At 43.8% G+C, this 18496-nt stretch carries 15 protein-coding genes; all 15 read left to right on the forward strand.

Translation table 11 applies throughout. The annotated features are described in order from the left end of the window. The first annotated feature begins 28 nt into the window (after positions 1–28). Positions 29–2095, forward strand: a complete 2067-nt coding sequence (locus ACQKL5_RS16350) for a (Fe-S)-binding protein (protein ID WP_427609945.1) — start codon at positions 29–31, stop codon at positions 2093–2095. Positions 2096–2118: 23 nt separating this feature from the next. Next, entirely contained in the window at positions 2119–3852 is a 1734-nt protein-coding gene (locus ACQKL5_RS16355; protein WP_427609946.1) for a thiamine pyrophosphate-requiring protein, read from the forward strand. Positions 3853–3956: 104 nt separating this feature from the next. Next, complete coding sequence (locus tag ACQKL5_RS16360; RefSeq protein ID WP_427609947.1) at positions 3957–4949, forward strand: tripartite tricarboxylate transporter substrate binding protein; 993 nt, start codon at positions 3957–3959, stop codon at positions 4947–4949. An 88-nt stretch (positions 4950–5037) separates the two neighbouring features. Continuing rightward, a complete protein-coding gene (locus ACQKL5_RS16365) occupies positions 5038–5490 on the forward strand; it encodes a tripartite tricarboxylate transporter TctB family protein (protein WP_427609948.1) in 453 nt (150 codons plus the stop codon). Between the two features lie 13 nt (positions 5491–5503). Further along, on the forward strand, positions 5504–7009 hold the full coding sequence (locus tag ACQKL5_RS16370) for a tripartite tricarboxylate transporter permease (protein WP_427609949.1): 1506 nt from the start codon (positions 5504–5506) through the stop codon (positions 7007–7009). A 48-nt stretch (positions 7010–7057) separates the two neighbouring features. After that, entirely contained in the window at positions 7058–8488 is a 1431-nt protein-coding gene (locus ACQKL5_RS16375; RefSeq protein WP_427609950.1) for an aldehyde dehydrogenase family protein, read from the forward strand. Between the two features lie 242 nt (positions 8489–8730). After that, positions 8731–9903 (forward strand): MFS transporter, encoded by a 1173-nt coding sequence (locus ACQKL5_RS16380; protein ID WP_427609951.1) that lies wholly within the window; start codon positions 8731–8733, stop codon positions 9901–9903. A gap of 176 nt (positions 9904–10079) precedes the next feature. Next, complete coding sequence (locus tag ACQKL5_RS16385) at positions 10080–10847, forward strand: electron transfer flavoprotein subunit beta/FixA family protein (RefSeq protein WP_427609952.1); 768 nt, start codon at positions 10080–10082, stop codon at positions 10845–10847. A gap of 42 nt (positions 10848–10889) precedes the next feature. Further along, positions 10890–11861 (forward strand): electron transfer flavoprotein subunit alpha/FixB family protein, encoded by a 972-nt coding sequence (locus ACQKL5_RS16390; protein ID WP_427609953.1) that lies wholly within the window; start codon positions 10890–10892, stop codon positions 11859–11861. A gap of 23 nt (positions 11862–11884) precedes the next feature. Continuing rightward, positions 11885–13078, forward strand: a complete 1194-nt coding sequence (locus tag ACQKL5_RS16395; RefSeq protein WP_427609954.1) for a CaiB/BaiF CoA transferase family protein — start codon at positions 11885–11887, stop codon at positions 13076–13078. 11 nt (positions 13079–13089) lie between these two features. After that, positions 13090–14058 (forward strand): hydroxymethylglutaryl-CoA lyase, encoded by a 969-nt coding sequence (locus ACQKL5_RS16400; RefSeq protein WP_427609955.1) that lies wholly within the window; start codon positions 13090–13092, stop codon positions 14056–14058. Between the two features lie 42 nt (positions 14059–14100). Next, positions 14101–15261, forward strand: a complete 1161-nt coding sequence (locus tag ACQKL5_RS16405; RefSeq protein ID WP_427609956.1) for an acyl-CoA dehydrogenase family protein — start codon at positions 14101–14103, stop codon at positions 15259–15261. 12 nt (positions 15262–15273) lie between these two features. Next, positions 15274–16086: an enoyl-CoA hydratase/isomerase family protein gene (locus tag ACQKL5_RS16410; RefSeq protein WP_427609957.1), complete on the forward strand. Its 813-nt coding sequence runs from the start codon at positions 15274–15276 to the stop codon at positions 16084–16086. Continuing rightward, entirely contained in the window at positions 16052–17518 is a 1467-nt protein-coding gene (locus tag ACQKL5_RS16415; RefSeq protein ID WP_427609958.1) for an MmgE/PrpD family protein, read from the forward strand. The genes ACQKL5_RS16410 and ACQKL5_RS16415 overlap by 35 nt, the downstream gene beginning before the upstream one ends. Positions 17519–17564: 46 nt before the next feature. After that, complete coding sequence (locus tag ACQKL5_RS16420) at positions 17565–18386, forward strand: fumarylacetoacetate hydrolase family protein (RefSeq protein WP_427609959.1); 822 nt, start codon at positions 17565–17567, stop codon at positions 18384–18386. Positions 18387–18496: the final 110 nt, after the last annotated feature.

The raw sequence follows: 18496 nt of genomic DNA on the forward strand, positions 1-18496 counted from the left end.
AGAGATAAAGAGGAAAGGGAGTGAATGGGTGTTAGTGTATTTGAATTTTGCGGCTGTTCTAGCGGTAACAGGATATGCGTTGTATTTATTTTTCCAAATCGTATACAGTCGATATTTATTTGTGAAGCTTGGCAAGAAATCTACTTTTGAATTGAACCTTAGTGAACGATTAAATAGTGTGTTAGTCAATGGGTTTGGTCAAAGGAAATTGTTTAAAGACAAGAAAAGCGGTTTGATGCATTTTATCTTATTTTATGGTTTTTTCATCATCCAAATTGGGCTCATAGAAATTATCATCAAGGGATTTATTATAGGGTTTGAATTTCCTTTCGCTACCGCGCACAAATATTTCACTCTTATGCAGGAGTGGACGACTTTCCTCATGCTTTGTGGTGTGGCATATGCTTTTTACCGTCGTTATATCGAAAAACTAAAACGTTTACAACTCAGGAAGGATGTCAAGTCGGCCGTGGTCATCATTGCTCTGACTACACTGACTGTGTCCATCCTGTTGACGCTGGGTTTTGAAACCGTGATGCTCGGGCATGAACCGGATTTCATCTATGCCCCATTCTCCGGATTGGTTGCAACATTGTTCTCCGGCATTGGAACGACAGTAGGAACTGTATTATTTTATGTATTTTGGTGGGTGCATCTTCTAACAGTGTTGTCCTTCATGGTATTCGTCCCGCAGTCGAAGCAAGCGCATGAGCTATTCGCGCTGTTCAACTTGTTTTTCAAGAAAGTCGGGCCTATCGGAAAATTAAGGAAGATCGATTTCGAGGATGAAGAGATTGAGGAATTCGGCGTTGGAAAAATCGAGAATTTTAACCAACAGCAGTTGATCGATCTGTATGCCTGCGCAGAATGCGGACGATGTACAAATATGTGTCCTGCATCCGGTACAGGTAAGACCCTTTCACCAATGGAACTCATTTTGAAAATGCGAAACCACCTTACGGAAAAGGGAGCTTCCATCACATCGCGAACACCATGGGTGCCTGCCTTTGCTTTTAAGGAAGCGAAAGCTAATCAATTGGCATTACAAGCGGGAAATTCCGAGGTAGCGGCTACTGTAGAAATGCAAACTTTGATTGGGGATGTCATAACGGAAGAAGAGTTGTGGGCCTGTACGACATGCCGCAACTGTGAAGATCAATGTCCGGTGATGAATGAGCATGTGGATAAAATTATCGATATGCGCCGGTTTTTGGTCATGAGTCAAGGGGAGATGCCCACTGAAGCTTCACGCTACTTCCAAAATATTGAGAGACAGGGAAACCCTTGGGGCACAAACCGTAAAGAACGCATCAAATGGCGTGAAGGCATGGAGGATATCATCAAGACCGTTAATGAAACCGATGATTTCGATGTTTTATTCTGGGTTGGTTCGATGGGCTCGTTCGACATCCGCAACCAGAGGATTGCCCGATCCTTTGCTCGTCTGCTGCACAAGGCAGGGGTGAAATTTGCGATTCTTGGCAATGAAGAGATGAACTCCGGGGACACGTCGCGTCGAATGGGGAACGAGTATTTATTCCAGGACTTATGCACTCAAAACATTGATACATTCCAAAAGTACGGTGTGCGCAAAATTGTGACGACCGATCCCCATGCATTTAACACTTTCAAAAATGAGTACCCGGAATTTGGGCTGGAGGCGGAAGTCGTTCACCATACCCAACTTTTGGCTGATCTATTGAAGGAAGGCAAGCTTAAACCCAGTAAGAAGGTTCAAGAGAAAGTGGCCTATCATGACTCTTGTTATATTGGACGCTACAATGATATCTATGTTTCGCCGAGGGATATCTTGCGTGCAATCCCGGGAATTGAGTTGCTCGAGATGGACCGGAACCATGAAAATGCGCTCTGTTGCGGTGCTGGTGGAGGTAGGATGTGGATGGAAGAGCACGAAGGGACACGGGTAAATATAGCACGGACGGAAATGGCGCTAGAAACGAATCCGACCGTTATCGGCAGTAATTGCCCCTATTGTTTAACCATGCTATCGGATGGCACAAAGGCCAAGGAGGTCGAGGAACAGGTCCAGACGTTGGATATTGCTGAAATAATTGAAAAGTCGCTGGAATTTTAAAAAGAAATAAAGGAGATGAATTCATGGACGAAGCACTTAAGTTCGATAGTTATACGACCGCAGACGCTTTGATGGAAGCATTGCAGGAAGTTGGTATTTCTTACCTGTTTTGCAATCTAGGCAGCGATCATCCATCGTTGATCGAGGCCTTGGCCAAGGCCAAGGAGGAAGGAAAGGAACTCCCAAAGGCCATCATTTGTCCGCACGAGAGTGTCGCTTTATCCGCGGCTCAAGGATATGCGATGTTGTCCAGCCAACCACAGGGTGTCATCATTCATACGGATGTAGGGACTCAAAACCTGGGAGGGGCTGTTCATAATGCATTCAGAGCTCGCGTTCCGGTATTCATTTTCGCTGGAGAAACACCGTTCACCATGGACGGAGAACTTCCCGGAAGCCGCAATTCCCATGTGAATTACCTACAAAATATATACGATCAGCGTGGAATCCTCAGGTCCTATGTCAAATGGGAATCAGATATTAGAACGGGTAAGAACGTGAAACAGCTCATTTACCGGGCCATGCAGATGGCCCAAAGTGATCCACCTGGACCGGTTTATTTGACCGGAGCGAGAGAAGTTCTAGAGGAAAAAGTGAAGAAAGTACCAGATACTTGGGGACAATGGTCGCCAATTGAACAGTCCTCCTTATCCAAATCTGGTGTCAATGAAATTGTAAGCGCTTTATCAGAAGCGCGAAATCCATTATTGATTACGTCATATTTAGGCAGAATTACAAAAGCAGTTCCTGAATTAATTGAATTTTGCGAAAAATTAGCCATACCTGTGGTGGAGCAGGTTCCGTCTTACGTGAATTTCCCTAGGGACCACCCTCTGCATCTGGGATACGATCCGAACCCTTTTATTCCTGAAGCGGATGTTATTATTGCCATTGACACGGATGTTCCTTGGGTCGCTACACAAGTTCAGCCAAAGGAAGATTGCAAAGTCTACTTCATTGATTTAGACCCTATCAAGGAAGAAATCCCATTGTGGCACATTCCCTCGTTGAAGAATTATCGTGCGGATGCCTATGAGTCCTTAATTCAATTAAATGAAGATCTAGTCCAGAGGGATATGAATGAGGCACAAGTACAAGAACGTTATCACCGCTTAGCTAACCACCACGACGATCAACGTGAAGCTTGGAAGCAAAAAGAACAGGCAAAAGGAAACACGATTTCTCCAGAATGGTTGACGGCTTGCTTACGAAATGTGGTGGACGATGAGACCATCATATTAGATGAGACGATTACGAATACAATGACGGTATCCAAGCATTTGCCGCGCTCAAAGACAGGCACCTATTTTGGCAGCGGAGGTACATCATTAGGATGGAACGGTGGCGCTGCTATTGGAATCAAGCTCGCTGATCCTTCAAAAACAGTAGTGACGTTAACCGGTGACGGTACATACTTATTCAGTGTTCCCGCCTCAGTTCACTGGATGTCGCGCAGGTATCAGGCGCCATTCCTAACCGTCATTTACAACAATGAAGGTTGGAATGCAACGAAGCAGAATCTATTAAAGCGGTATCCAGACGGCATGGCCAAGCAAACGGACCGTTACTGGGTGAATTTTGATCAATCTGCTGATTTGGCAAAAATTGCTGAAGCAGCAGGGGGTGCATACGCCAGGACGGTGACAGATCCAAAGGAGTTACCGGAAATATTACAGCAGGCCATGAAAGAAGTGAAAAATGGGAGATCCGCTGTGGTGGATGTCCGCCTTGCCAAAATTTCATATCAGATAGATTAATAGTCTAGGCTTAATAGAAGTTATATTTTCATGTGAAAGGGGGTGAGGTAAACGAGTGAATTCAAAGTGACTTGAAAATTATTCTTAGGGGGGAATGTTGGAAAATGAAAAAAATAGTGGTGCTATGTATGTCAGTTTTGCTTATTGTACTGGGAGGTTGTTCTCAATCTTCAAAATCAACGGTATCCGGAAAGTCTAAAATAGAGTATCCGACAAAGCCGATTGAAGTAATCGTACCTTTTGCTCCTGGCGGCTCTACAGACATTGGTGCTCGAATTATTGAAAAATACCTTCCTAAATATTTGCCTAAAGCCCAGATAGTGATTGTGAACAAACCCGGCGGCAGCGGAACGATTGCCATTTCTGAAGTGTTTAATGCTAAGCCTGACGGATATAAACTCGGGTTGTCCACACATCGGGCAATTGCTACACAGCCACTTTATGGAAAAACAAAGTATTCATATGACAGTTTTCAGCCCATCGCAAAAGTATTTGGCAATCAACAGATCATGGTTGTAAAAGGTGATGCACCATGGAAAACGTTTGAAGAATGGGTTGATTATATGAAGAAAAATCCAGGTAAATTTACATTTGGCGTGGCTGGGGGAATTGGGTCAGGGTCTCATCTGCCGATGGCTGAACTGGACATGATTGCAGGTTTAAAAGCAAAGCCGGTTCCGTTTGAAGGGACGCCTCCTGCGATCACAGGAATTTTAGGGGGGCATGTTCAGGGAGCCGTTTTACAGCCGAGTGATGCGAAGGCGCTAATAGACTCGGGAGAGCTTCGTGCATTATTTAATGCAGGAAGTACACCAGTTCCTTATTTTCCAGAGGTTCCCCTTCTAAAGGATAAAGGCTACGACATCGTATACGACAGCAATACCTCGCTTATCGCACCAAAGAATGTGCCACAAGAAATTGTAACGATGCTGCAGAAAGCGGTTAAGAAAACCATGGAAGACCCTGAAGTGATTAAAGAGTTCGAGAAAGCCAACCTTCAAGTTCAATACGATACGGCTGAAGATGTTCAAGATGAGCTTTCTAAAGAGAATGCTAAAACTAAAGTAGTCCTAAAAGAGCTCAAACTGATCAAATAAAATGGTATTGAAAACATCGGGCATTCGGGGTGAACTCCCTTAATGCCCCTCTATTCAAGTTTGATTCGTGAAAGGGGATGAATCTAATATGAGTAACTACAGGTCAGGAATTACGGCCGGGATAGTCATTTTACTTCTAGCACTTTTTTTGTTTGTAATGTCCTTTCAGTATAGCTATTCTAGTGTTCTTGGACCAGGGCCAGGCTTTTTTCCTAGATGGCTCAGCGGTATCCTAATCATTCTCTCTATTTTGTATATTTTTGAAAGTGCGAAAGGGAAAAATTCAAGCAGTGAGTCTTGGCCAACAGGTGGTTCTTTAAAACGAATCTTGTTTATCATTATGAGTCTGTTCATTTTCCTAATTTTCTTTATTTTAGGTGGATTCTTACTTGCAGGCGTTATCTTTATGTCTATTTTGTTCTACAAAGAGTATAGATGGTACACCACATTATCGATGTCTGTCGGGATTACACTATTCATTTACTTGATGTTTAATACGGTTTTAAAGGTGTACATACCTTCAGGGGGGATTCTATTTTAGGAGGGACAGGCTAATGGATTCATTGTTATTGCTTTTGCAAGGATTTGAAACGGCCATGACCTGGTCGAATCTTCTCTACTGCTTTATTGGGGTACTGTTGGGGATGATCATTGGCATACTGCCTGGCCTTGGGCCGGTTTCTGGAACTTCTTTACTTATTCCCATTACCTTCGGGATGGAGCCAGTCTCAGCCATTATCATGCTTTCCGGAATTTTTTACGGATCGATGTATGGAGGAACGATAACTTCCGTATTAGTTAACGTACCTGGTGAGGCTGCATCGGTCATTACGTGTATTGACGGGTACCAAATGACCAAGCAGGGGCGTGCCGGGGCGGCTCTTGGGGTATCAGCAATTGGTTCTTTCATTGGTGGGATTATTGCTGTAACGGCGCTTACATTTGTAGGTCCTGCCTTATCTAAATTTGCTTTGGGGTTTGGTCCGCCAGAGTTCTTTGCGATTATGATGCTTGGCATGCTGATGATCGTGGCATTGATGGGCAAGTCATTGGTCAGGGGATTAATCGCTGCATTGATTGGTTTATTATTGTCCTTGGTAGGACAAGACATGGTTTCTGGAGAATATCGTTTCACATTTGACTCCATGGAGTTGATGGAAGGGCTGGATTTTTCAGTCATGGCCATGGGACTGTTTGGTATTTCAGAGATCCTGCTGAATGCGGAAAATCCAAAGAAAATTGCTAAAGCAGGTAAGGTTACAGGACTTCTTCCTAGGCGGGAAGAATGGGGGCCAACTCTCAAATCTGTTGGGAGGGGAACTGGCATCGGAATGATTCTTGGAGTCATCCCAGGTGCAAACTCGATTATCGCGTCAACCTTTTCTTACATTTTAGAAAAAAAAGTTGCAAAGGATCCGTCACGTTTTGGAAAAGGCGCTATAGAGGGGGTAGCTGGACCTGAAACAGCGAATAACGCTCATAGTGGTGCCGCTTTAATTCCTTTATTTTCGTTAGGCTTACCTAGCTCGCCAACCATGGCGGTAATTTTAGGAGCATTTATAATGCACGGATTAACTCCAGGGCCAGCCCTGTTTACGAAAAATCCGGATTTTGTATGGGGCTTGATTGCGAGCATGTTTATTGGGAATGTCTTACTGCTGATCATGAACTTGCCATTAGTCGGTGTTTGGGCCAAAATCGCCATGATCCCATATAAATTATTGTTCCCTATTATCCTGATGGTCATTTTGGTGGGAACTTATAGTCTGAATGGTAGCCTTTGGGATGTTGCAATCATGCTAGTATTTGGTGTTATTGGATATATAATGAAGAAACTAGATATTCCAATGTCCGCGATGATTGTAACGTTTATATTGGGATCACAGATGGAGTCTTCCATGTTGCAGTCCTTATCGATCTCAACCGAAGGATTTCTAATCTTTTTTACACGTCCCATTTCAGGCGTCATTATGGTCGTGGCTATTATTATATTTGCCCTTAGTATCTATAGTGGAGTTAAAAATAAGCGTGGAAAATTGGCTGACGATGTTGAGATGTAAGGAGCATATGAAATAGTCAAATCGAGGTGAAAGTATTTGAAGGTAAATATGTTAATTAACAATGAGGATGTGTCAACGAAGCATTATACCGAAGTGCAGGACCCTGGTAGATTAAGCGAAACAGTAGGCTATATCGCCAATGGAGATGCTACCCATGTCGATCAAGCCGTGGATTCTGCACATCGAGCTTTCCTCTCCTGGCGCAAGAATTCACTAGAGGAGAGAATTTCAATTATAATGAAATCTGCTGAGAAAATAGAGGGGAATTCATCCTCCATCGCCTCTGTGACGACTAAAGAAAATGGTATGCTTCTTGGCAGAACAATCGATGAAATCAAGTTAGGTTTGATGGATATGAGAAATATGGCTGATTTAGCACTTTCTGCTTTTCAACAACGGGTAATTGAGGATGAAACCGGTTGGGTCAGTGTAGTGAAAAGGCCGATGGGTGTAATTGCTTGTATTGTCCCTTGGAATGCTCCACTCATCCTGACTTTACAAAAAATAACGCCTATTCTTCTCGCAGGTAATACCATTGTGGTTAAGCCGTCACCGACTGCGTCGATGGGTGTAGTCAGTTTATTAACAACCATGGCAAAATCATTTCCTCCAGGTGTGATTAATGTTGTTCTTGGGGACGGTGATGTGGGAAACGCTTTAACTTCTCACCCGCTCGTTCGTAAAATTTCATTTACCGGTGGAGGAAATACAGCTGTGACAATCATGAAATCTGCTGCTGAAACACTCAAAGATGTTCACTTTGAATTGGGGGGTAATGATCCCGCCATCGTACTAGACGACGCCAATCTCAATGAAGTCGTTCCCAAAATCGTAGAAGGAGCATTTCGAAGAACGGGTCAATTCTGCTTTGCCATTAAGCGGGTCTACATCCCATATGATATATATGATGAGTTTTATGAAAAGGTTTGCGAATTGACAGATGCCTATAAAATTGGACATCAGTTGAATAAAGAGGCCACGATGGGTCCAATCAACAACCAACTTCAATATCGAAGGATAAAAGAACTAATCGAAAGACTTGAGCATAGCGGGGCGAACTTAGTCAAGTTAGGTAAGCGGCTTGAACCTGAAAACTGGGACAATGGTTACTATTTGCAACCAGTTGTAGTACGGGATGTCCATCCTAACGCTGAGATTGTAACCTGCGAGCAATTCGGTCCGGTGCTCCCGCTGATTCCCTATCATACGGAAGAAGAGGTTATCCATATGGCCAACAATTCAGAATTCGGTTTGGGTTCTTCCGTATGGTCATCGGATTTAGAACGTGCATTGGACATTGCGAACCAAATAGAAGCGGGTATGACATTTATTAATGGTCATGGACAAACACTATTAGGTTCAAAACACATCCCTTTTGGTGGAATCAAGCAAAGTGGAATCGGAAGAGAAAAGTCTATCGAAGTTTTTGATGAATTTATTGAATACCACGGGATTAACCTCCATAAGAAAAAAGTATAATTATTAAAACGAAAGTAGATAGTTTCAATTTTCTTATGGGTGACTCATACCATTATGGGTCACCCATAACTGGTTAAGTAAGGTATAGATTAGTTAGAGTCTCCAATCGAGGCTGGTTCAGAGTTACTATATTTCCCTTATGGTGTTCAAATTTTGTTATATGAAACTTTCCTAATTTAGGGGAGTCCTTTTTATTTTAGAATACTTTTTGGCTCTATACCTCTATCTTGGCGGTGAATCTATTGAATTATTACATTATTATACTGATGAATACGATTCTAATCACCACGATTACGGGGATTAAGCCTGTTGTTTCGATATACGCTTACTCCTTAGGACATTCCCCTCAAGAAATCAGCATGATTATTGCTAGTTCTGCAATATTTCCGGCCATATTGGCTTTGAAGATTGGGAAATGGGTGGACCATATTGGAACGCGTCCAATTGTGATTATCGGGAATGTCATGTTTATGGTCGCCTTATTGTTAAGTGCAATATACCCCTCATTTCTCACCTTTTTAATCCAACTAGCAATGGTCGGTATCGCCTCTACCTGCCTGATGCTCTGTTTACAGAAGAGAATCGGCAACCTAGGAGGGAATATCGATCGGGCAGTGGCCAACTACAGTCTGTTCGGCTCGATAGGAGCGATGGTAGGACCTACAATGAGTTCATATCTGTATGATAGCTACGGTTACCAGAGCTGCATCTTTTTTAATATAACTCTCATTGCCATCGCATTGAGTAGCGAAATGGGCATGAAAGATGCTGATGGAAATAATCTTTTAAAAACGTCTGGAAACCAACAATCTAATTTGATAGTAAGAGAATCAATCTGGAAGCTAATGCGAAACCGTGACATGCGGAACGCGATGCTAATAGGAGGATTACTTTTTTCCAATCGGGAGCTATTTAGCGTGTACTTTCCTTTGCTTGCGGAAAATATGGACATTAGCCCAACGATGACAGGAATCCTCCTCTCATTAAGTGGTCTCACTATGCTCATTATTCGATTTACCCAGACGTCTTTAGTGCACTCTTTTGGTCGTATGAAAATCCTGACGTGGTCGATTTTTGTTACCGCTGTCATTTATCTCATAACCCCAATTTCCCCCTCAATTGTCGTGCTTTTTGTCTTGATTGGCATTGTAGGAGCAGGTTTTGGTCTTGCACAACCGCTGAGCACTTCCGCTGTACTGGAAGCAACCTTACCGGAACGTCGTGGAGAGGTGCTAGGAGCCCAGATGATGATTAACCGCGTCTCACAATTTGCGATTCCATTAATTTTTGGCGGAATTGGGGGTCTGATAGGAGTTTCGGCGATTTTTTGGGGTAGCGGGTTGGTTCTTTTGGCCTTTGGTTATATTACGCGTCCCTTGCCTGCGCATGGCGATAAGGGAAAGAATCAAAGCTAAATTTGTAGTTTGATTATCTTTAAAAGAATGTCTGTAAATTACATATTTAAAATGTATGGGAAGACTATCATTTAGATATTAGTAATATGTTTAAACCCATGTTAAATTTTAAATATATAGAATATTTAAAAAATATTCTGAAACGAAAAATGAAATTTTACTTTCAGGAGGTTCTCATGAAAATATTGGTGTTACTCAAGCAAACATTTGATACAGAAGAGGAAATTGTACTCACTAATGGGCAAGTATCTGAAAACGGAGTAAAATTCGTGATTAATCCTTATGATGAGTACGCTGTGGAGGAGGCCATCTCCATCAAGGAAAAATACGGTGGAGAAGTCACAGTTGTTACTGTAGGTCCATCACGGGCCGAGGCAGCACTTCGTACGGCTTTAGGCGTGGGAGCTGATAAGGCGATCATCGTGGAAGATGAGTCTGTTTTCGGTGATGAATATATGATTTCCAAAGTTTTGGCTTCGGTTGCGAAAAGAGATACTTATGATTTGATTATAGGTGGTTATATGGCTGTCGATGATGGAGCAGCTCAGGTTGGACCTCGCTTGGCAGAAGAGTTGGGGATTACGCATATCTCTACTATTACGAGACTGGAAGTTGAAAACGGTTTGGTAAGAGTTGAAAAAGACATGGAAGGCGATACAGAAATTATCGAAGCTGCGATGCCTGTACTGCTGACCGCACAACAGGGCTTAAATGAACCACGTTACCCTTCACTTCCAGGAATTTTGAAGGCGAAGAAAAAAACGATAGAACGGATTACTGCTGCTGATTTAGGTCTGAACATTGAGGAAATTCTTTCGAAAACGGAAATCTTGGATCAATATCTGCCTCCACAAAAAGTGGCCGGGAAAGTACTTGTAGGGGAGTTGCCAAATCAAATCTCAGAGCTGGTAGATATCCTGCGGAATGAAGCGAAAGTGGTGTAATCGATTCATCTGAACTTAACATTTAAGGAGGGGAAGGAATTAATGAGTAAGGATGTATTAGTTGTTGCTGAAAGACGCGACGGGAATTTGAGAAATGTTTCGTTCGAAGTATTGGAAGCTGCCCGGAAAATTGCAAACGGTGGGAAAGTCATGGCGGTATTATTTGGCCAAGGGGAAGATGGAGAGGCAGAGCAATTAGCGCATTATGGCGCCGATCAGGTCTACTTGGTCGCTAATGAGGAATTAAATGTTTATTCAACAGACGCATTTACGAAAGCGTTTACAGAAATAATTTATATGGTGAAACCGGATACCGTACTGCTTGGTCATACCGTAATGGGCCGTGATTTGGCCCCTCGGGTAGCTGCCCGTCTGGAACTTGGGTTAATATCTGACTGTACTGATGTGGAGATTCAAGGGGATGAAGTTGTCTTTGTTCGCCCTATTTATGCAGGGAAAGCGTTTCAAAAGAAAAAAATAACAAACGGAATTACTTTTGCTACCATTCGTCCTAATAATATCGCTAAAGGCGAACCGGATGCAAGCCGTACTGCAGAAACAATCGATGTTAAAGTGACCATTACTGATATTCGCACAATCATTAAAGAAGTCGTCAAAAAAACATCAGGCACCATCGATTTGACGGAGGCTAAAATTATTATTTCGGGTGGTCGGGGAGTGAAAAGCGCAGATGGATTCAACCCAATTAACGAATTAGCTAAAGTGCTGGGAGCGGCTGTTGGTGCATCTCGTGGGGCATGTGATGCAGGTTACTGTGATTACGCGATGCAAGTCGGACAGACCGGGAAAGTGGTAACGCCCGATTTATATATCGCGTGCGGCATATCCGGGGCTGTTCAGCACTTGGCGGGGATGTCTAATTCTAAAATTATCGTGGCAATCAATAAGGATCCGGAAGCCCCGATTTTCAAAGTGGCGGATTATGGCATTGTAGGAGACTTATTTGAGGTCCTTCCATTGTTGACAGAGGAATTCAGCAAAGTTCCAGTATAAAGCAAAAGAGAGGGGAAACGAAAATGGCTAATATTCTTTCGGGTCTTACGGTCATCGATGTAACGCAAAACGTTGCGGGCCCGTTTTGTTCACAAATGTTAGGTGATTTAGGAGCGACGGTCATCAAGATTGAACGTCCGGGTCATGGAGATGATACGAGGCACTGGCACCCGCCATTATGGGGAGGGGAATCATCCACCTTCCTGGCGTTAAATCGCAATAAGAAAAGTCTTTGCGTGGATCTTAATCATCCTGAGGGGCAGAAAATTGTCCATCAGTTATGTGAGACTGCAGATATCTTTATCCATAGCTTGAAGCCTGGAAGTGAAGAATCTCGCGGACTTGGCTATGAGCAGTTATCCGCGACTAATCCTACCTTAATCTACGCGGCAATTAGTGCATTCGGAGATAAAGGGGAAATGAAAAACAAGCCGGGTTATGACCCACTAATTCAGGCATACAGCGGCATCATGAGTTTGACAGGAAATGAGGGGGATGATCCTGCTCGTGTAGGCGTTTCCATTGTTGATATGGCAACAGGGATGTGGTCTCTGATCGGGATTCTAAGCGCCCTTCACCAACGCAACCAAACCGGCAAAGGCTGTAAAGTAGCAAACAGTCTGTTAGAGACGGGTATTGGATGGGTCACATTACAGCTTTCTACTTACATGGCTTCTGGAAACCTCCCGAAGAAGATGGGAACGGGAATGGCGACGACGGCACCTTATGAGGCTTTTAAAACCAAAGGGGAGCACTGGGCAATAGTAGCAGCAGGAAACAATCGACTGTTTAAAAATTTATGTGCGGCGCTTCAAATGCCAGAATTAGTCGAGGATCCTCGATTTGAATCTAATCCGGTCCGGGTCCAGAACCGTAAAGAACTTCATCGATTGATAGAAGAATGCACTTTAGAATATGAAGTGGATGACCTCGTCAGCTTAATGGCGGAATATGATGTACCAAGTTGTCCAATCAATACATTGGATCGGGTGCTCCGCGATGAACAAGTGAATGCGCTCGAAATGATTAAACCAGTGGAAGACTTTAGAGTGTCCGATTTCCGAATGGTTGATTTACCATTCCGAATCAACGAAGAACGAGGCAATCTTCAATCTCTGCCTCCACTGTTAGGGGAGCATACGGACGAAATTCTTAACTCTTTAAATTATTCAAAAGAAATAATGGATCAGCTCAAGAGCAAGAGCATTGTTGGTTAGGAGGTAAGAACATGGAATTACCCCAACACGTTGAATTGTATGAGGTAGGGCCAAGGGAGGGTTTTCAATCGGAAGCACGCACGATTCCGACAAAGGATAAGATTACCCTCATCAATGCATTGAGCCAGGCAGGACTCAGAAATATTGAAGTCACATCTTTTGTTAGTCCGAAGTGGGTACCACAGATGGCAGATGCAGAGATGGTCCTCTCAGAGATACGGAGAGTGCCAGGGGTTACTTATCGGGCAGCATATCTGAATTTGAAAGGCCTGGAGCGAGCACTATCCAATAACGTTACATTGGACGGGAGTCTGGTGTTATCTGCCAGTGATGCTTTTTCGAAGCGGAATATGAATAAATCAACGAATGAAATGCTCACAGCGCTGCCAGAATGGATTGAGGCCTATCAGGCAGCAGGCATACCCGTCAAACAGATGGGATTTATGGCTTCCTTTGGATGTAACTTTGAAGGCTATATCTATTTGGATCATTTGCTAGATGTCATGGGCAAGGTAATCACATTGGCAGAAGGTTATGGAGAACGGATTCAGAAAGTCAAACTAGCAGATACGATGGGATGGGCCAACCCGGAGCAGATTAAGCGAACGGTTCGTGCCATTCAGGATAAGTGGCCAGAACTTAATATACATTTGCATCTGCATGATACACGCGGGCTGGGTCTTGCAAATGTTTACGCAGCTCTTCAGGAAGGCCTATGGGAATTCGATACGGCGGTTGCAGGACTCGGTGGATGTCCTTTTGCTTCAGTGAAAGGGGCACCAGGGAATATTTCAACTGAGGATGTCGCGTTTATGTGTGAACAAATGGGAATCAATACTGGACTTAACTTGGAATCCTTGATCGAATGTACCAAGATGGCCGAAGACATTGTGGGACGAGAGCTCCCAGGACATTTGTCCAAAGGCGGGGTTCTATCTGGAATTAGACCGCAATCCTGGATGCAGGTACAAGGATCATAGATTAATAGTAGAAAATAATCATAGGATATGGAGGAATAAAAGATGATTACTGAATTTACTGACCTACAGAATGATATTCGTGACGGCGTAAGAGAGGTTTGTTCACGTTTCGATTTAGATTATTGGAAACAATCCCATGAGGATGGTACCCATCCGACAGAATTTGTAAAAGCAATGAGTGACGCGGGCTGGTTAGGGGCACTTATTCCGGAAGAGTACGGAGGTTCGGGGTTAGGTTTTACAGAGGGAGCCATTATCCTAGAAGAAGTCAATCGATCTGGAGGAAACTCCAACCAAATTCATGCTCAAATGTATACGATGGGGGCGCTTCTGAGACACGGCAGTGAGGAACAAAAGCGCAAATACTTGCCAAAAATCGCAAACGGATCCTTGAGACTACAAACATTTGCTGTCACTGAGCCAGATGCGGGTACGGACACGACTAAAATTAAAACATTTGCTGTGAAGAAGGGAGACCGTTACATTATTAACGGACAAAAAACCTTTATCTCCCGCTTCAACAATACGGATTTAATGCTGTTGCTTGCCCGTACCACGCCACTTGACAAAGTCGAAAAGAAAACCCACGGCATCAGCTTGTTCCTGATTGACACGCGAGAAGTTGGAGACGGCATCGAAGCGACGAAAATCTCTACTATGCTAGGCGGAGATACGAATCAATTGTTCTTCAATGACCTTGAAGTTCCTGAAGAATGCTTGATTGGAGAAGAAGGAAGAGGACTCTACTGCGTTATGGACGGGATGGTCGCTGAGAGAATTCTTGTATCCGGATCCGCGCTTGGCAATGGCAAGTGGTTTATCGACAAAGCAGTCAAGTATGCAAACGAACGCATTGTTTTTGACCGACCAATCGGCAAAAACCAAGGTATCCAATTCCCGATTGCGAAGGCGTATATAGAACTTCGAGCTGCGGAGGCGCTTATGTATGAAGCAGCTACCAAATTTGATAACAATCAGCCAGCTGGTGCGGAAGCAAATATGGCGAAATATCTTTGCTCGGAAGCTGCTTATGATGCTGCTGAAGCTTGTATGCAGACGCACGGCGGCTATGCTGCAACAAACGAGTATCACATTAACCGTAAGTGGATGCAAGCAAGAATGATGAAAATCGCTCCAATCTCTTCCAATCTAATTTTAAGTTATGTAGGCCAGCATGTGTTGAAAATGCCAAGGTCATATTAAGAAGGGAAGGCGATGGTTGTGAGTATATTGAAAGAATCCTATGAAATGTTGAAGGTTGAATTTAAAGGGGAATGTAACGAAATTTTGGTTGTTACGTTAAATCGACCTGAAGTGATGAATGCGATGAATACCAAGATGCTCGAGGAAAGACTTTCTCTGTTTCGCGAGCAGGCCTATAACGAAGATTTAAGGTGTGTTGTTATTACAGGCGCAGGTGATAAAGCGTTCAGCACCGGAGGAGATCTAAAGGAACGCAACGGAATGAGCGACGGCACCTGGAAACGACAGCATCATATAATTGAAGATTTAGTACTGTTGACGCGGGATTTCCCAGTTCCTATCATCTCCGCCGTAGAAGGATATGCGCTTGCCGGAGGGTGTGAAATGGCACTGTCAACCGATTTTATCATTGCTTCGGAAACCGCCATTTTCGGCTTATCGGAAGCTTTGAGAGGTATTTTACCGGGTGGCGGAGGGCTGCAAAATCTGACCCGAGCAATTGGGGTACGCCGAGCCAAAGAACTGATCTATACCGGCCGAAAAATTGATGCGACTTTAGCATATGAATGGGGCATGGTCAACCGAGTCGTTTCCAAAGGAAAGTCGCTGGAAACGGCGCTGGAATTGGCAGCAATGATAGCAGATACTGCTCCGATGGCAGTAAGGGCGGCAAAAACCTCAATTAATCAAGGTTCAGAAACAGACTATCATACAGCATACGCGCTGGATATTGCAGCATATAACTTGTTGGTGTCATCGGAAGACAGGTTAGAGGGAGTGGCGGCTTTTAATGAAAAGCGTAAACCTAGATGGAAAAATCAATAAAGACTTAATGACGAGGCTTACTGTTTTTATTACAGAAACATCTTATCATCAGCTTCCTACAGAACTGGTGGAATTAGCTAAGCGAGCTATTATCGATACGGTTGGGGTGGCTTTGGCAGGATGGGGTGAACCCGCCGTAGAAAAGGCCAAAAAGGTATATGTCTCCCAGGAAGGAGGGCAGGGCGGTGACTCTTCCCTTTGGGGACAGTCAGTGAAAGTGGACTGTGACAAAGCGGCAATCATTAATGGGACTGCCTCCCATGTGTTGGATTATGACGATGCCTCGGTTGGTGTCGTCATCCACCCCAGCGCTCCGATTCTGTCGGCGATAGCCCCTCTTGCCGAGAAGCTTGGCAGTTCGGGTAAGGAGGTCATTACCGCCTATGCTATCGGTACGGAAGTCATGATTCGCATTGGGCAAGTGATGGGGATCGGGCATTACAATCTGGGCTGGCATGCAACTGATACGTTGGGCACAATAGGAGCGGCGGCTGCTTGCTCCTATCTCCTACATTTAAATGCGGAGCAATGCTCTCATGCGATCGCCATCGCTGCATCGATGACTGGAGGGTTACAGAAAAATTTCGGTTCCATGACCAAGTCGCTACACGTAGGATTGGCGGCATCCCACGGAATTCAGTCGACAATGCTTGCTGAACAGGGGTTTACTGGGAATCGTAGCATTTTTGGAAAACGCGGCTTCTTCATGGCGTTTAGCGGTGGGGCTGATGAAGATGAGCTACAGAATGCAATGAACTCTATTCGATTCGGAGATCCTTACGATATGGTAGTGGGACTATCCGTCAAAAAGTTTCCTTGCTGTTTTGGCACACACCGCTTTATCCATGGAGCTCTGGAGCTTAAAGAGGAAAATCAGTTAAGCTTAGATGCTGTAGATGAAATTGTGCTTCGAGCGCAGCCTAGGAGTCTATTGCCCTTGGTTCATTCACGTCCCGTGACAGGATTACAGGGAAAGTTTAGTGCTGAATATACCGTACTTGCGGCGATAGCCGATGGACATGTGAGGTTGAGTAGTTTTGATGACGATCAAGTAGAGCGTACTGACATTCAGAATCTGCTTCCTAAGGTCATTGTGTTGGCAATGAAAGAATCGGAGGAAGACAAGCGACTTAATCGAAGATTGCCAGTACAAATACAAATCAAGACAAAAATTGGTCAAACGTATGAAAAAACGGTTCTTCACGCACCGGGTTCTAAAGAAAACCCACTGAACGAAAAAGAACATCGTGAGAAGTGGATCAGTTGTTTAAGCCATTTTGCTCAGTCCTCAATTAATCATGGCGATATAGAGCAGATTGCTGATGAGCTGTACGATCAAGGTTTACGAATTGACGTCTACACATGCTTCAGTGATTGGATAAACGAGATACACAATCAACTGAAGATGCATCCACCAAAACAAATGATTTGATTCCAATAGGGAATCAAATGAAAGGGGTATCATAATGAAAATTGCATTGTTCAACGAGAATCGCGTGGGTGTAATCGATGGCAGCAATGTGATCGATATTACAGAACTAACTGCTTGGAACAACGAGGCGCCTCAAGCCTCCCTAGTCGAGTTGATGGGGAATTTCGATGATATGAAACCGAAAATCGAAGCAGGCATAGGGTCTTGTCATATTTGTCCGATATCGGATGTGTCGTTACGTGCCCCAGTCCCGAATCCAAGCAAAATTATTGCGGCTCCTATTAATTATATACTGCACAAACAAGAGATGAACACCGCTTTAACTGTAGATAGACTTGGCTTTTTCCTCAAATCACCTTCTTCAATAATTGGGCCGGATCAAACGGTACTGCTGCCGTTTAAAGATCGAAGGGTGGATCATGAAGCGGAAATTGCCTTCGTGGTCGGTAAGGAGGCAAAGGATGTCAAGGCAGAGGATGCGTCTAAGTACATTTTCGGATATCTCGCATTAATGGATATTACGGTTCGCGGCAAGGAAGATAGGCCATGGCGTAAATCCTTCGATACTTTTACTCCAATAGGTCCATGGATTGTAACTGCTGAGGAAGTAGAAAACCCAAATCAACTGCAAATGAATTTGTGGGTCAACGATGAAATTAGACAATCGGCCAACACGAGGGATCTCATTTACGATTGCTACAAATTCTTTGAAGCCGCTTCCAGTGTGATGACGCTGCTTCCGGGAGATATTGTAACGACTGGAACACCCGAAGGAGTGGCGCCAATTACAAAAGGAGATACTGTACGCATACACATTGAAAGAATCGGTGAATTTTCCGTACAGGTAGACTATAAACCAGGCATTTAACTATAGTTGAATACCTAAAGTAGTCATTATAAACAGGTAAAGAGAGAGAACAATTGAAAGTTTAATTATTTGAATATTATGACTATGTAATTTATTAAACCTATTTTTAA

This window comes from Peribacillus sp. NPDC097675, from assembly GCF_050277655.1.
Classification (GTDB): domain Bacteria; phylum Bacillota; class Bacilli; order Bacillales; family DSM-1321; genus Peribacillus.

What these genes read in the sequence shown, in the direction of transcription:
- ACQKL5_RS16355 (WP_427609946.1), top strand. Translation starts at nt 2,119, where the DNA reads ATGGACGAAGCACTTAAGTTCGATAGTTATACGACCGCAGACGCTTTG.
- ACQKL5_RS16360 (WP_427609947.1), top strand. Translation starts at nt 3,957, where the DNA reads ATGAAAAAAATAGTGGTGCTATGTATGTCAGTTTTGCTTATTGTACTG.
- ACQKL5_RS16365 (WP_427609948.1), top strand. Translation starts at nt 5,038, where the DNA reads ATGAGTAACTACAGGTCAGGAATTACGGCCGGGATAGTCATTTTACTT.
- ACQKL5_RS16370 (WP_427609949.1), top strand. Translation starts at nt 5,504, where the DNA reads ATGGATTCATTGTTATTGCTTTTGCAAGGATTTGAAACGGCCATGACC.
- ACQKL5_RS16375 (WP_427609950.1), top strand. Translation starts at nt 7,058, where the DNA reads ATGTTAATTAACAATGAGGATGTGTCAACGAAGCATTATACCGAAGTG.
- ACQKL5_RS16385 (WP_427609952.1), top strand. Translation starts at nt 10,080, where the DNA reads ATGAAAATATTGGTGTTACTCAAGCAAACATTTGATACAGAAGAGGAA.
- ACQKL5_RS16390 (WP_427609953.1), top strand. Translation starts at nt 10,890, where the DNA reads ATGAGTAAGGATGTATTAGTTGTTGCTGAAAGACGCGACGGGAATTTG.
- ACQKL5_RS16395 (WP_427609954.1), top strand. Translation starts at nt 11,885, where the DNA reads ATGGCTAATATTCTTTCGGGTCTTACGGTCATCGATGTAACGCAAAAC.
- ACQKL5_RS16400 (WP_427609955.1), top strand. Translation starts at nt 13,090, where the DNA reads ATGGAATTACCCCAACACGTTGAATTGTATGAGGTAGGGCCAAGGGAG.
- ACQKL5_RS16405 (WP_427609956.1), top strand. Translation starts at nt 14,101, where the DNA reads ATGATTACTGAATTTACTGACCTACAGAATGATATTCGTGACGGCGTA.
- ACQKL5_RS16410 (WP_427609957.1), top strand. Translation starts at nt 15,274, where the DNA reads ATGGTTGTGAGTATATTGAAAGAATCCTATGAAATGTTGAAGGTTGAA.
- ACQKL5_RS16415 (WP_427609958.1), top strand. Translation starts at nt 16,052, where the DNA reads ATGAAAAGCGTAAACCTAGATGGAAAAATCAATAAAGACTTAATGACG.